This window comes from Xanthomonas sp. F4 (assembly GCF_011761895.1).
In genome coordinates this window covers 1,658,737-1,672,593 of record NZ_JAASQX010000001.1, presented here as the reverse complement: position 1 = coordinate 1,672,593, position 13,857 = coordinate 1,658,737, and the positions used below count along the sequence as shown (strand labels likewise).

Sequence of the window (13,857 nt, the reverse complement as noted above, 5' to 3'; positions counted from 1 at the left end):
GAGCGCAACACGACATCCGCCTGACGCATCGACAACTTCCCTTAGCGACAGAGATGACCATGAACAGCCATGCAGACGTACCGGTGATCGACATTTCCAGACTCGCCGGCAGCGACCCGGCCGCCAAGCGCGCTGCCGCCGACGAAATAGACCGCGCTTGCCGCAGTTCCGGATTCTTCTATGCAGCCAATCACGGCGTCGATCTGGCAGCGCTGCAGAAGGTAACCACGGACTGGCACATGGCCATGTCCGAGGCAGAGAAATGGGCCTTGGCGATCAATGCCTACAACCCGACCAATCCGAGGAACCGCAACGGCTACTACATGGCAGTTCAGGGCAGGAAGGCCAACGAATCGTTCTGCTATCTGAACCCATCATTCGACGCGGAGCACGCATCGATCAGGGAAGGACTGCCTTCCCACGAAGTCAACATCTGGCCCGACGAGGAAAGGCATCCCGGCTTTCGCCCATTCTACGAGCGCTACTACACGGACGTGTTCGACGTCGCATCCTTGGTCCTGCGCGGTTTCGCCATCGCTCTGGGCAAGGATGAAACGTTCTTTGAGCCCCACTTCACCGCGCAAGACACCTTGTCGGCGGTGTCACTGATCCGCTACCCGTACCTTGAAGACTATCCGCCAGTCAAAATCGCAGCCGATGGAACGAAACTCAGCTTCGAGCATCACCAGGACGTCTCGCTGATCACCGTCCTCTATCAGACCGCCGTTCCCAACCTTCAGGTCGAGACCGCAGAAGGCTATGTGGACATCCCCGCATCCGAAGAGCACTTCCTGGTCAATTGCGGGACCTACATGGCGCATATCACGCACGACTACTACCCAGCGCCGATGCACCGGGTCAAGTTCATCAATGCCGAGCGGCTTTCCATACCCTTCTTTGCCAACCTCTCCTACAGAAGCACTATCACGCCGTTCGCCCCTGCGCAACATCGTCCCGCCTACACCAACAGGGCGCTCTCCTACGGCGACTATCTGCAGCACGGGCTTCTCGACCTGATCAAGGCCAATGGCCAGACCTGACCCACGTGACCTGAGCCGCACACGACATCTGCATATCACCAGCGCCGAGGCGACACACATGACCGACACCGGGATCCATGTCTTTGAACTGGATGAGCTCAAGCAGCGCATTCGCACCGATTCTTTACGCAAGTCTCTGTTCGAGACCGGCGTTTTCTACATCAGGGAGGACGACGACCTGAAACTACAGCATCGGAGGGCGATGGAGGCCGTCATGGACCTGTTCGAGAACGGCAGCGCGGAACAAAAGAACGCGCTGCGCAATCTCACCCCCAACATCCGACGGGGACTCTCCGACCTCGAGGCGGAAAGTACCGCAAAAATCACCAAAGGCGGCCAATACACGGACTACTCGATGGTCTACTCGATCGGCCTTTCGCAAAACCTGTTCCCCTCCAAGCCCTTCGAGGACGTCTGGACCGCTTACTTCGATCGTTTTTACGGCGTTACCAAGGACATCGCACGGTGCGCCCTGCAGGCCGCCGACGTGGATCCCGACGAGGGGCTGGATGCGTTCCTGGAATGCGATCCATTGCTGCGTTTCCGCTACTTCCCCGAAGTGCCTGAAGACCGATGCGCGGAACAGGAGCCACGCCGCATGGCGCCGCACTACGATCTCTCCATCATTACCACCATCCAGCAGACGCCCTGCGCCAACGGCTTCGTCAGCCTGCAGTGCGCCGTGGACGGCCGCTACGTCGATCTTCCACCGCTGCCTGGTTGCATGGTGGTGTTCTGCGGCGCAGTCGCTCCGCTCGTATCGAATGGAAGGATCAAGGCACCGCGGCATCAGGTCGCTTCGCCGTCGATCAGCCAGCGCAGCGGCAGCGCGCGAACTTCCAGCGTGTTTTTCCTGCGTCCGAAGCCAGATTTTCGATTCTCGGTCGCGCTTGCCAAGGCCGCCGGCCTGGACGTCGATTTCACCGGCGACACCGCCACGTTCGGCGAATGGATCGGCGGCAACTACGTCAATCTCCGCTCCGCGGCCAGCGGTTCGCTTGCCCCAGCCCTCGCTTGACCGTTGAAGCGACCCATCACAGAAGGAGTGCAAACGCATGAACGAACGGACCGTTCCGACTTTCGCGCTGGAAAACATCATGCGTGGCGAGCAGATGGAAGAACTGCGACGTTGCGCGAGCGAGCAAGGCGTCTTCTATCTCGAGGTGAACGGCCCACTGAACGATGCGCACATCCAGGCCGGAAACGCCGCGATGACGTTCTTCGCCAATGCCGACGACGCTGCAAAGCAGGCTGTCACCAACAGTAGACCGAACATGCGCCGTGGCTTTTCTCCGCTGGGCTCCGAAAGCACTGCGCGCTGCACCAATACCGGCGAGTACTCCGATTACGCGATGGTCTACTCGATGGGAATCTCCGGCAACCTGTTTCCCACGCAGGACTTCCAACGGCTGTGGAGCAATTACTTCGACATCTACTACGCGATTTCGCAGCAGACGGCGAAAGCCGTGCTGCGGAGCATGGATGTCCATCTCCACACCGATATCGACACCCTGCTCGATTGCGATCCGGTACTGCGATTCCGCTACTTCCCCGATGTCCCCGAAGACCGTTGCGCCGAACAGCAGCCCAACCGCATGGCGCCTCACTACGATCTGTCGATCGTCTCACTGATCCTGCAGACCCCATGCCCAAACGGATTCGTCAGCCTGCAGGTGGAACTCGACGGGCACTTCGTCGAGTTGGCGCCACGTCCAGGGTGCGTAGTGGTTTTCTGCGGGTCCATCGCGCCCCTGGTTTCCGATGGGAAGATCAAGGCACCGCAGCACCGGGTGGTATCACCGAGCAGGACGCAACGGATCGGCAGCAATCGCACATCGAGCGTGCTCTTCCTGCGGCCGCGTTCGGAATTCACCTTCTCGGTGCCGCTAGCCAAGGCGCTTGGCATGGGCGACGACCTGAGCGGCGAGCGTGCCACGTTCGGAGAGTGGTGCGGCGCCAATTACATGGAGATGCACGTCATGTCACCTCAACCTTAGTACATTCGGCATGGCCACGCTATCAATGCCCGCCAGCGCGCCGTCATCCCACCGGGAGTGCCCGTTCATGATTTCGCACATCGACGCGACGCGCGTGCGTGAGCGCATGCTGTTACCGCCCTCCGTCGTCTATCTGAACGCTGGCTCATTCGGCCCACTTCCGCGCGCCGTATTCGACACAGCCGCGGCGCTTCGGCACCGGCTTGCACAGGAACCAACTGACTTCCTGTTGCGCCAGGTGCCCGACCTGCTCTGGCGCGCACGCGAGCAGTTGGCCGAATTCCTGGATTGCGCCCCCAACCGCCTTGTTTTCACCGCGAGCGTCAGTGCCGCGACAAGCCTGGTGGCATCCTCGCTGGCGCTTGCCACTCCCGGCGAAATCCTGCTCAGCGACCAGGAATACCTGACCATGCGATGGTGCTGGGAACGCATTGCGGACCGGCACGGCCTGGCGCTTCGCACTTTCCAGGCTCCGCCCATGCCGTCGGACCCCGAGGAGATCGTGCAAGCGGCCGTTCACGCCATGGGACCGCGTACTCGCCTGCTCTTCTTCAGTCATATCGCCTCGGCAACCGGGCTGGTACTGCCCGCCCGGCGGATCTGCGAAGAAGCGCAAAAGCGCGGCATCATCAGCGTGGTCGACGGCGCGCATGCTGTGGCGGCCAGCGCACTGCGGCTGCAACAGATCCCCTGCGATTTCTACGTCGGCAGTTGCCACAAGTGGCTGCTTGGGCCGAGCGGTGCCAGTTTTCTCTATCTGGGACGCGAGCGGGAAGAGCGACTGCAACCACTGACGATCAGTTGGGGGCACCACAGCGCACAGGCCGCATCGGCGCCAGACGAACGTGATCGATTCGGGAGCACACCTCGGCTGCGTCGGCTTGAATGCGAGGGAACACGCGACATCTGCCCATGGCTCGCCCTGCCGGAGGCCATCGCCTTCCACCGCTCTTTCAAGCCGGACCAGGCCATCGCCCATATGCGCATGCTGGCCGGGTATGCGCGGGAACGCCTCGCAACGCTGGGCCTGATCGCTGCGACGCCCACCGACCCTTCGTTGAGTGGGCCAATGATCGCCTTCGAGCTACCTTCGGCGGCAACGCCGGCACAATTGCAAGGCGTGCTTTGGAACCGGTTCCATCTCGAGGTTTCCGTCATCGAGCGCCAGGACGTGGCGCTGCTTCGGCTATCTCCTCACGTCTACAACACCTGTTCGGACATCGACTATCTGGTCGAATGCTTGGCTGCGCTCATGCGCAAACCGTCATCGAGGCGCCGATCGGCGGTCGTTTAGCCGGCACCGGGCGGCTAGCGCAAATGGGCCGCTTCCCTCCCGCTGCCTTTTTGTCCATCCTGTAGAACGCGAAAGCGGCACGGTCCACGCAGTGGACGTGATCGCCACAATCTCAAGCAGGTAGGAAAAGGCAGGATATAGACGATGAAGAGGCTTTTGGCCTTCTGTTTGCTTTTCGTTGCCGCCATCGGCAGCGCGAAGGACGTGCCCACTTCGCGGGCAGATGCGCAGAAGCAGCTACAGCACACCGTGCAGACTTTCATGCAGCAGTACGACGTGCCCGGCGTGGCCATTGCCATAACGGTCGATGGAACGGACTACTACGCCACCTACGGCGTGTCCTCGCGAACGACGCAGGCGAAGATCAGCAAGGACACCTTGTTCGAAATCGGCTCGATCAGCAAGACTTTCACCGCCACCTTAGCCGCCTATGCGCAGGTCAACCACAAGCTGTCCCTAATGGATCACCCCAGCAAATATCTGCCGGAGATGAAGGGTCACGACTTCGACAAGGTCACGCTGCTCAATCTCGCGACGCATACAGCAGGCGGCTTCCCGATGCAGATGCCGGAGGATGTCAAAAGCGACGCTCAGGTAACTGCCTATTTTCAGGCATGGAAGCCTCAGTACCCCGCAGGCACGAAGCGCACTTACGCAAACCCGAGCATTGGCATGTTGGGGCTGATCACGGCAAAAAGCATGCATGTCCCGTTTCGCAAGGCGATGGAAGGCATCCTGCTTCCCAGGCTTGCGTTGCCCAACACCTACCTCTACGTTCCGCCCGGAAAACAGGCGCTGTACGCGCAGGGCTACGACGAGAACAATGCCCCGGTACGCATGAAGCCAGGCGCTCTATGGGAACCGACATACGGCATAAAAACCACAGCCAAGGATCTGCTGCGCTTTGTCGAAATCAATCTCGACCTGATCGAAGTGCAGCCTGCGCTGAGGCAAGCCATCAAAGACACCCACACCGGCTACTTCAAGCTCGGTGACATGACCCAGGACCTGGTCTGGGAACAGATTCCCTACCCCACCAACCAGAACGGGCTGTTGACGAACAGTTCCCAGAAGGTCATCTACGAGAGCAATGCTGTGGACACGCTAACGCCACCATTGCAGCCACAGCAGAATGTGCTGATCAACAAAACCGGCTCGACCCGGGGCTTTGGCGCATACATTGCCTTCAATCCGTCGGACAGGATCGGCATCGTCCTGCTGATCAATCGAAACATCTCCATGGAAGCGCGACTGCGCCTGGCCAATGCCGTGCTGGATGTCGCACGCGGCTTGCCAAACGGGCATTCACACTAAGCGCCTTTTCCGCTTCGCCGGGTGCACACGACATAAAAGCACATGCGAGCTTCGCTGATCGGCTCGATGGCCCTGAGCTCCAACATGCGCACGACGCACCGAGTGCCGTCCGGCCAATTGCTGAAGGAGCGACAGGTGCTTGTCGTGCTCTGTGGCCACCCGGACGAAGCACCGTCCAGCAGCGTCAAAGCAGCAACGCATCGCCAAGGAAGGCGTGATCGCAGATCGTGCTGATCTTCTCGCTGGGTGCGCTTGCGCCCGAGGCGTGCCTGCAGGTCAGCAGGAACGCGCAAACGAACGTAGTAGCGGCCAGTCTCGCCGCGGGTGAGGTAGTGCGCGACTCGCATGGAAGTGTCCAAGCGAGTGTCCAAGGTGGCGAAAAAGAAAAACGCCCACAAATCGTTGATTTGCGAGCGTTTCCTTGACACTGGCGGAGTGAGAGGGACACAATTTAAATTCCTCTAACCCATTGATGCCGATCGTCTTTTCCCACCTAGACACCCGCAAATTGTGTCCAAGGGATGGTCCTGCGTCCGGGATCCTAGCCGAGGCGGAATGCAATGTGGATCCCCCAGGCCCATGCCGCTCGCCGTCCAGGCGAGCAAGTCCCAGGGCTCACCAACGGCAGGTGATCGGGAGCAACAGCGCCCACCAGAGCCGGCGCACCGGCGATGCCGATCCTTGACCGTCGTCTGACCCCTTCTAGGCATCCATGGACATGGGAAAGCCAACTTTGCAGCGCCTATTAATATTTGTGAAATAGCGCAGGAATTTGCGCTTGCGGTATGGCGGCTTGGTGCTTGGATGAGGGCTCCCCCACAGGCTCCAAGGAGCATCCATGCAATCCGAACTGACCCTTCATATCGCCAGCCGTCTCATCAGCGGGCTCCTTTGCCAGGAGCGGCATTGCCGCCTGCCCGACCGCATTGACGACATCCGGCATGCGCTGGACGTGGCCGCCGAAATGATGCGCCAGCACGGCGGAGGCAACGCCGCGCCTTCCGTCCACGACTATGCCCCGCCCAAACCCGCGCCGACGCTGCCACCATCATCGCCACCGCAAGCACCGCGCCTGCAAGAGATCCGAACCCGGGAGGCGATCGTGGTGCGCGACATGCCGTCCGTAGAAGAGTGGCGCACGAACCGCCGACGCAAGGCGGCCCCCGATCCGGTGGCGAACAAGAAGAAGCCCACGCTTCACTGATACGCACCGACGCCCCACAACAAAGTGCCCCGCAAGCGGGGCACCGTTGTTTCAGTGGAGGCGTGGGCGCGGTGGACGGGGGCCGCTCGGTGCACGGTCCAGGACTGGCGGGTCGTAGAGCGGTTCCGGTTGGGTGTCCTGCCCGCCAAAGACCAACGGTCGGTCGAGCTCAAGGGGATAGCGCTCAAGCATCTCCTGGCTCCAGGCTTCCAGATGGCGGCCACTCTCTCCTGCCTCCTGCTCACAGAAGGCTTGCTGCTCCGGTGTCACCCGAGCCCGCGCCGCGGCCAGCTCGGCGGTCCGACTTTCCAAGGCGCTCAAGCGCCGACCCCGCCGCTGCTTCCAGTCCTTCTCCGTCCAAGACGTGCCTGGCTGAGGATGGTTGACGGTGAACTCCTCCCAGGCCCGCTCCGCCATGTGATGGAGCCTGGAGGCACGCCGCTCGGCCTGCAGCCGGCGCGCGAACTTCACCAGGCTTGATTTGAAGCGGCGAAGTCGCCGGACCAGCTCCCGCAGGTCTGAGCGGAGTCGGGTGCTCTCGGCAAAGGCGGCCGCCCGCTCCGTCGCCCACGCCATCAGCTGCCGGGTCGCGTGGAGGGTTCGGGCCAGACTGTGGTCGACGTGCTCGGTCCACTCGCTGGTCGCTTCGGCGAAGAGGACCTGGGCGGAGAGCGGCTCGCGGCGCGGCGCCGCCCCGTCTGCCTCATCCATCAGTCCCAGGCCCCGAGCGATGGACGCCATGCTGCGGGGCATCTCGATGTGCCCTGCCCCTCGGCCCAGCGACAGGGAGAGCACCGCCGGAGGACGGCGAGCCTCGCGCTCGGCATGCGCCTGGCTGTGGCCGTCGGGCACCGGCATGGCGCGCCCTTCCTCTTCGAACACCGCGATGAGCTTCTGGAACGTCTCTTCGTTGGATTCTTCAATCCGACGGTTGGCGGCCGCGCGATCGGAGACACCGCCCCGCCGCTGCACGGCGGTGCCGTTCTTCCCGACGTGCCGAGTGGGCTCGCGGAAAAAGACGGCGGCCGCCGTCACGTCACCCCGGGCAAGCGCATCGTCGGCCTGTTCCTTCAGGCTGCGGTGGTCCACCTGGATATCCAGGTCGGCGGCCTTGAGGTGAGCGTTGATGGTGGAAGCAATCAACTCGCGCACCCATTCGATCTCTGCCCTGCCCGATGGCCCGCCATCCAACTCGCGTGTTTTGTCTACGAGACCGTCCGGCCCGATGCGCCGCGTCGTCGCCAGGACGTGGACGTGGTAGTTCAGGCCATCCCGCGAGCCGGGGCTGTGGATGCTGGCCTGTGCCGCAAAGCCATAGCGGCCGACCAGGGCGCGGGTGACCTCGACGGCCAGAGCGGAGCGCTGAGCCTCGTCGAGCTCGTGGGGCAAGGCGAACTCGAACTCACGCGCGACCGTGGCGTCCTTGCGGCGCTCGGCGGCCTCAGCGGCAGGCCAGAGCTGAGCGGGGATGACGGCCCAGTCGGGCGCGTGCTCGGGGGCGATGCAGCGCGTTTCGACCACGCCGTCCCGACGGCGGTAGTCGTGGCGCTGCCCGGTCTTCTCGTCCTCGAGAAGCAGGCCTGCGCGGTAGGCGGCCGCAGCAATGGACGAATGTCCCTTGGCGCGGCTGAACGTCTTGATGTTGGCGTGGTAGATGGCCATGAGGCGGCGGCTCCGAAGCAGTGGGGTTGCTTGGTTTATGCCTCGGCTTTGGATTTTCGCAAGCGCCTTGGGCGCTTGGGGTTCAAGGGGCGAAGCCCTTTGCGCACGCATCACTTGTGATGCCTAGGTGCGCTCTTGCTTATTTCTTTTAAGCCTTGTTTTTCAGATCTTTTGGATTTCGGGGGAGTTCAAATTTTCATGACGGCAGGAACTTGACGAGAGCCGTTTCTCTGATTGACTCATAGCTGCAGAGCAGGAGAAAAGCATGAGCACAACAAATCACTACCACGACCGAATCCACCGTGCGACTGAGCGCCTCGCCCAGCTCCAAGCGCGCGAGCTTTTAGCAAGCCAGCGCCGCGAGTCAAAGGCCAGGGAGACAGCGAAACGGGAGGAGGCGCAGCGACGCGCTCGGGTGGCTGACTTGGTCTTCCTCACAGGCGCTGAAACACTAGACGACGCAGAATTTGTCGGAGCGCTTTTGCGACATATGGAACACCGCAAAGATCACGACATTAACGACGATGCTCGTTCGCGCGGCATCAATCGATTGGCACTGCCAGGATGAGAAGAGTTAGAGCGTTTAGATGGATAGGCTAGGTCGCTGACGTTACCCCTTGGAATCCACAGAATTCACAACAATTTTTGTGTCCCCAACCTGAAATACGATGGCACCACCCCGAATTTCGCGAAGCTCTTCCAGATTTTTCAAATACACTGCTCGCCTGGCCGCATCATTCTTAAAAAACGTCTTGGCGCACTTTTCATATATAGCATCCAAAATATCCGCCATGAACTCACAGTGCTCGCCAATAGCCTCAGCCAAGTCGTGAGACTTGGACGCGTCACCTCGGTTCTTGGTAACCGTGCAGTTGAATCCTTCAAGGTCGAGCCGCACCGGGACGAATGCAGCTACGACTTGGCCGGACTTATTCATGTTGTCCAAACTATGCGCCGCGATCTGGTGGCGCAAAACGGTGGCCTGGAGACGGCGTGCCCGGTCGCCGAACTCTTTGACGCGGGGACAGTTCGTCAACTTATGAAGCTTGAGCGCCGCCCGTTGCTGGCTGTAGGTGGCCCCCAAAAGACCATACAACCGCAAATACTTTTCACCGGTATCTTTGTATTTGGTAGGTCCATCAAGGCCAAATGACAACACATTGCGGATGGCTAGGCCGGTATCGCCAAGAATGTCCATGGCCACACAGACGAAGCTCCAATCCTCCTCCTTCTCAAGCTTGAGGCGCTTGGCCGGCTCCCCTTTCCAGCTCACGCATTCGTTGACCATATCTCTGAAGGCATTCGTGTATTCGCTAGACACCTTCAATGCCTGCTGGACTCTATTCATGGCTCTCCCCTGGCGGCAGTTGCGGCATGATTGCACAATACCCATGCCCTCTGCCTCACCGGAAAACTCTGGTTTCGACGTCTCCTCAGCGAGGCCCGATGGGCTCCCTACATGCGGCCGTCCAAGGCCCCCGCTGATACCTCGGTGGCGTCTACGTTGCCTGCGCTCGCTTTGTGCACCTAGTAGAATCCGTGCACAAAATTCGATTAAATCACGTGATTTGACCCCAGTATGGTCCACCCGCGGTCACGACGGTTGTCCATAATTCTGAGGCGCTCCACATCGGACATTGGCGTATCTTCACTGAATGTCCAGACCGAGTCCAGCGGCTCTAGAGGACTCAAATAGTGCTCCAGCTCGCACTGCTCCACGCCCTCAGCGAAAACGGCAATGTGAAGTGACAGTCCGGTTGGCTCGTCGGTGTAACGGTATAATTTTGCATAGCTTGTATATAACATGTTTTTTCCTTTAAAGTTTTGCGGCGGTGTTACAGTCCGGAATTGTAATAACCCAGTTATAATTATCAAGCCAATTTTTGGCGTCAGACATTGAGCACCTCCGCTTTTGAGCACCTCCGCTTTGTTGGCATAGGAAGGGGCCTTGAACAATGTTACCGGCAGAGTAAAAAAGGCAGCGCCGGTAGCTGAGCGTAGATGTTATGCCCGCATGCCAAACGGCTCCGGGTGCCCGAAGTCCACCCAGTGAGGGCGCGGGAATATTCTTATCGGTTCCGGAGCCCACCATTGAGAAAGAAAACCCTCAAAACCCTTCGCACTCGTTCGTTCCACGCCAGGGCGGCCGCTGCTACTACTCCGACACCCCGATGTGGCTGTATTCCCCCGGCGAACTGAACCTGCCCCCTGCGCGCGTCGCGCTGTTACCAATGCACGGCCGAACACTGCTTGCCGGCCCGCCAAGACGGCGGCAAGAATGTGGCCGACAACGTCGTGGCCGCTTGTCACATGTGCAACCTACGGCGCCACAAGCGCCCCAGCCCGGCCCCATCGGCCGAGGTTTACCGCGCGCAGGTTCAACGGCACGTGGCAAAGGGAAAGCGGCACCCTCACGGTCTACGGCTTGTCCATGAACGGCGCGGCCCGGGGGATTACCATGGAGCAGTCGGCGCGGTGACGCATCCCGCTGGCGTTTCCAGCGGAATACGGGACAAGCAATGGCGAAGGAATGGGCCCCCTCGTGGTGGGGCCAGCATCTGACCGGATCATCGGATTGGCGCTTGCGTCTCGAGGGCTTGGAGCTCGCCTTGACGCTATCGGGCCGAGTCCACCGGGTCAACGTCGAGGAGGAAACTACTTACCGCGTCCAGGCCGGGTCGTTGTGGACAGACATCACGTTCCACCCCGGTCAAGGCCAAGAGGTTAAAGCAGATGGGCTGCCCAACGCCCAAGGCGAAGCCCTCTCCCAAGCGCTGAACGTTGCCCTGACGGAAAAGCGCCTGCGCGACGATGTGGCGTTCCTCCAGGGCGAGCAGCGCACGATTGACCACTGGCTGGACCTCAAAGCCGAGCAGGAACGGTCCTGCACCGAGCAGCGGCGCTGGTTCACCCACGAGCAGCAGGAAGCCGTCCTGGCGGCCCGACCGACCGTTCAACCCGCCGCTGTTCGATCTCGCATGAAGAAGCCCGGCGTGGCCGTGCGCTTAGGCCCGGCGGCCCAGGCGATCGAACGCTCGCTGGCCGCGTGGGAGGCCGACCAACGCCCTGCCTGGGCCACGCTCAATGCCGCCCACGTCGAGCGCGAGCTGGTGGCCTGCAAGGATCTGCTCGACCGGGTGGAGAGCAAACCGCTGACCCCGGAGCAAGCTCGGGCCGTGGTGTGCTTCGACAACCGGGTGCAGGTCGTGGCCTCAGCCGGCTCGGGCAAGACGTCCACTATGGTGGCCAAGGCGGCCTACGCCATCCACCGGGGATTCGTTGACCCAAAACGGATTGTTCTGCTGGCCTTCAACAAGCAAGCCGCTGAAGAACTGAAGGATCGTGCGGCGCGAGCGTTTGAGCGCCTTGGCATGGGAGGCATGACCGTGGAGGCGTCCACCTTCCACGCCTTGGGCTTGCGCCTCATCGGCAAGGCCACTGGGGAAAAGCCTGACATCCCCGACTGGGCCACCGACGCAGCCGGCGGGGTGCGCAAGCTCACCGAGATCGTCGATCAATTGAAAGAGCGCTCGGTCGATTTCGCCAAACAATGGGACATGTTCCGCTTCGTCTTTGGGCGGGATCTGCCCGCCTTTGGCGCGCCTGAACCCGCCGACGTGTGGGACGCCCGAGGCAAGGGAACACTGGTCACCAACCGGGGCGAGCGGGTGAAGAGCCTGGAAGAGGTGATGATCGCCAACTTCCTCTTCTTGAACGGGGTCGAATACCGCTACGAAGCGCCCTATCCGCACCGCACTGCCGATGAAATGCACCGGCAATACCGCCCGGACTTCTATTACCCCGACCTGGACCTGTTCCACGAGCACTTTGCACTCGACGCCCAGGGAGTGCCCCCACCCCATTTCGAGAACTACCTGGAGGGGGTGATCTGGAAGCGGCAGTTGCACGCGGAGAAAGGCACGGCGATGTTTGAAACCACCTCTCACGGTTTGCGTCGGCGGACCGACAACGACCTTGATCGCTTGGAACGCGAATTGACCGACTGTGGCCTGGTGCTCGATCCCAACCCGGACCGGGAGATTCCCAAGGATGGGCAAAAGCCCATGGATGAACCGCCCCGGGAATTCCGGAGGCTCCATTACTTGAGAAGATGGAGCCATGAGCAGAGCAAGCAAGTTCTCCCCGGAGATCCGGGAACGGTCGGTGAAGCTGGTCCTGGAGCACCAGGGCGAGTACGACTCGCAATGGGCGGCGATGGTGTCGGTGTCGGCCAAGGTGGGTTGCACGGCCGAGACGCTACGGGGGTGGGTGAGGCAGCACGAGCGCGACGTTGGCAAGCGCGAGGGGATGACGACGTCCGAGAAGGAGCGCATCAAGGCCCTTGAGCGCGAGGTTCGCGAGCTGCGCCAGGTCAACGAAATCCTGCGCAAGGCATCGGCGTATTTTGCGCAGGCGGAGCTCGACCGCCCCTTCAAGCGATGAAGCAGTTCATCGATGAGCATCGTGCCGTCCACGGGGTCGAGCCGATCTGCAGAGTGCTGCCGATCTCCCCGTCGACCTACCACGCGCACGCGGCCAGGATGGCCGATCCCGCGTTGCGCTGCCTGCGCGCGAAGACCGACGAGACATTGATGGCGCAGGTCCAGCGCGTGTGGGACGAAAACTTCAAGGTCTACGGTGTACGCAAGGTCTGGCGGCAGATGCGACGCGAGCAGTTCGACGTGGCGCGATGCACCGTACAGCGGCTGATGAAGCGGCAGGGTTTGCGGGGCGTCATTCGAGGCAAGACCGTGCGAACGACGGTGAGCGACCCGAAGGCGCCGTGTCCGCTCGATCATGTGAATCGGCACTTCAAGGCCGATCGGCCGAACGCGCTGTGGGTCAGCGATTTCACCTACGTCTCGACGTGGCAAGGATGGGTCTATGTCGCCTTCGTCATCGACGTCTTCGCCCGTCGCATCGTGGGCTGGAAGGCGTCGTCCTCGATGCAGACGGACTTCGTGCTCGACGCGCTCGAACAGGCGCTCTACGCAAGGAAGCCGGTCGGCCCGGATCGCCTGATTCACCACAGCGACCGAGGCGTTCAGTACGTGTCGATCCGCTACACGGAGCGGCTCGCTGAGGCCGGCCTGGAGCCCTCGGTCGGCAGCGTGGGAGACTCCTACGACAACGCGCTGGCCGAGACCATCAACGGCCTCTACAAGGCCGAGGTGATCCATCGCACGTCGTCTTGGCGCACGCGCGAGGAGGTCGAGTGGGCCACGCTCAACTGGGTCGACTGGTTCAACAACCGCCGATTGCTGGAGCCGATCGGGAATATCCCGCCGACCGAGGCTGAGGCCAACTACTATTCCCACTCCCCTGAGTCCGCCATGTCGGCGTGAC

The 13,857-nt window shown here is 61.4% G+C and carries 11 protein-coding genes, 1 pseudogene and 1 other annotated feature; of the genes and pseudogenes, 10 read left to right on the top strand and 2 right to left on the bottom strand.

Annotated elements, in window-relative coordinates:
* The first annotated feature begins 59 nt into the window (after positions 1–59).
* The 6 genes from FHR66_RS07440 (at position 60) to FHR66_RS07415 (ending at position 6,849) form a co-directional block, all read left to right on the top strand.
* A complete protein-coding gene (locus tag FHR66_RS07440; RefSeq protein ID WP_456361733.1) occupies positions 60–1,040 on the top strand; it encodes a 2OG-Fe(II) oxygenase family protein in 981 nt (326 codons plus the stop codon).
* A 58-nt stretch (positions 1,041–1,098) separates the two neighbouring features.
* Positions 1,099–2,058 (top strand): 2OG-Fe(II) oxygenase family protein, encoded by a 960-nt coding sequence (locus FHR66_RS07435; RefSeq protein ID WP_160964845.1) that lies wholly within the window; start codon positions 1,099–1,101, stop codon positions 2,056–2,058.
* A gap of 37 nt (positions 2,059–2,095) precedes the next feature.
* Complete coding sequence (locus tag FHR66_RS07430) at positions 2,096–3,037, top strand: 2OG-Fe(II) oxygenase family protein (protein WP_167087617.1); 942 nt, start codon at positions 2,096–2,098, stop codon at positions 3,035–3,037.
* 67 nt (positions 3,038–3,104) lie between these two features.
* On the top strand, positions 3,105–4,331 hold the full coding sequence (locus FHR66_RS07425) for an aminotransferase class V-fold PLP-dependent enzyme (RefSeq protein ID WP_202394543.1): 1,227 nt from the start codon (positions 3,105–3,107) through the stop codon (positions 4,329–4,331).
* 144 nt (positions 4,332–4,475) lie between these two features.
* Positions 4,476–5,645: a class C beta-lactamase gene (ampC, locus tag FHR66_RS07420; RefSeq protein WP_160964847.1), complete on the top strand. Its 1,170-nt coding sequence runs from the start codon at positions 4,476–4,478 to the stop codon at positions 5,643–5,645.
* A gap of 838 nt (positions 5,646–6,483) precedes the next feature.
* Complete coding sequence (locus tag FHR66_RS07415; protein ID WP_058359053.1) at positions 6,484–6,849, top strand: hypothetical protein; 366 nt, start codon at positions 6,484–6,486, stop codon at positions 6,847–6,849.
* 51 nt (positions 6,850–6,900) lie between these two features.
* Here the strand turns inward: FHR66_RS07415 and FHR66_RS07410 are convergent, their stop codons facing one another.
* Positions 6,901–8,511 carry a MobA/MobL family protein gene (locus FHR66_RS07410; RefSeq protein WP_160964849.1) on the bottom strand — a complete coding sequence of 537 codons (1,611 nt, stop codon included), beginning with the start codon at positions 8,509–8,511 and terminating at the stop codon, positions 6,901–6,903.
* 265 nt (positions 8,512–8,776) lie between these two features.
* On the opposite strand from FHR66_RS07410, the gene FHR66_RS07405 reads away from it, so the two are divergent.
* Positions 8,777–9,079 carry a hypothetical protein gene (locus FHR66_RS07405; RefSeq protein WP_160964851.1) on the top strand — a complete coding sequence of 101 codons (303 nt, stop codon included), beginning with the start codon at positions 8,777–8,779 and terminating at the stop codon, positions 9,077–9,079.
* Positions 9,080–9,121: 42 nt separating this feature from the next.
* Here the strand turns inward: FHR66_RS07405 and FHR66_RS07400 are convergent, their stop codons facing one another.
* Positions 9,122–9,859 (bottom strand): hypothetical protein, encoded by a 738-nt coding sequence (locus FHR66_RS07400; protein ID WP_160964853.1) that lies wholly within the window; start codon positions 9,857–9,859, stop codon positions 9,122–9,124.
* A 902-nt stretch (positions 9,860–10,761) separates the two neighbouring features.
* Here FHR66_RS07400 and FHR66_RS21055 point away from each other — a divergent pair.
* The 3 genes and pseudogenes from FHR66_RS21055 to FHR66_RS07390 all read left to right on the top strand — a co-directional run bounded on the left by FHR66_RS21055 (position 10,762) and on the right by FHR66_RS07390 (position 13,856).
* Positions 10,762–11,073: a hypothetical protein gene (locus FHR66_RS21055; RefSeq protein ID WP_343160652.1), complete on the top strand. Its 312-nt coding sequence runs from the start codon at positions 10,762–10,764 to the stop codon at positions 11,071–11,073.
* Positions 11,031–11,990, top strand: a pseudogene (locus FHR66_RS21050) (UvrD-helicase domain-containing protein); the annotation flags it as partial. The gene FHR66_RS21055 and the pseudogene FHR66_RS21050, both read left to right, overlap by 43 nt.
* 640 nt (positions 11,991–12,630) lie before the next feature.
* Positions 12,631–13,856 (top strand): IS3 family transposase gene (locus FHR66_RS07390; RefSeq protein ID WP_160964855.1). Its coding sequence is split into 2 segments (ribosomal slippage): positions 12,631–12,916 and positions 12,916–13,856, totalling 1,227 coding nucleotides; the frame shifts between segments, so codons are not numbered across the junction.
* Positions 12,909–13,025 (top strand) — a sequence feature (AL1L pseudoknot). (Overlaps the previous gene by 117 nt.)
* Position 13,857: the final 1 nt, after the last annotated feature.

What these genes read in the sequence shown, in the direction of transcription:
- FHR66_RS07430 (WP_167087617.1), top strand. Translation starts at nt 2,096, where the DNA reads ATGAACGAACGGACCGTTCCGACTTTCGCGCTGGAAAACATCATGCGT.
- FHR66_RS07440 (WP_456361733.1), top strand. Translation starts at nt 60, where the DNA reads ATGAACAGCCATGCAGACGTACCGGTGATCGACATTTCCAGACTCGCC.
- FHR66_RS07415 (WP_058359053.1), top strand. Translation starts at nt 6,484, where the DNA reads ATGCAATCCGAACTGACCCTTCATATCGCCAGCCGTCTCATCAGCGGG.
- ampC (WP_160964847.1), top strand. Translation starts at nt 4,476, where the DNA reads ATGAAGAGGCTTTTGGCCTTCTGTTTGCTTTTCGTTGCCGCCATCGGC.
- FHR66_RS07405 (WP_160964851.1), top strand. Translation starts at nt 8,777, where the DNA reads ATGAGCACAACAAATCACTACCACGACCGAATCCACCGTGCGACTGAG.
- FHR66_RS07435 (WP_160964845.1), top strand. Translation starts at nt 1,099, where the DNA reads ATGACCGACACCGGGATCCATGTCTTTGAACTGGATGAGCTCAAGCAG.
- FHR66_RS07425 (WP_202394543.1), top strand. Translation starts at nt 3,105, where the DNA reads ATGATTTCGCACATCGACGCGACGCGCGTGCGTGAGCGCATGCTGTTA.
- FHR66_RS07410 (WP_160964849.1), bottom strand. Translation starts at nt 8,511, where the DNA reads ATGGCCATCTACCACGCCAACATCAAGACGTTCAGCCGCGCCAAGGGA.
- FHR66_RS07400 (WP_160964853.1), bottom strand. Translation starts at nt 9,859, where the DNA reads ATGAATAGAGTCCAGCAGGCATTGAAGGTGTCTAGCGAATACACGAAT.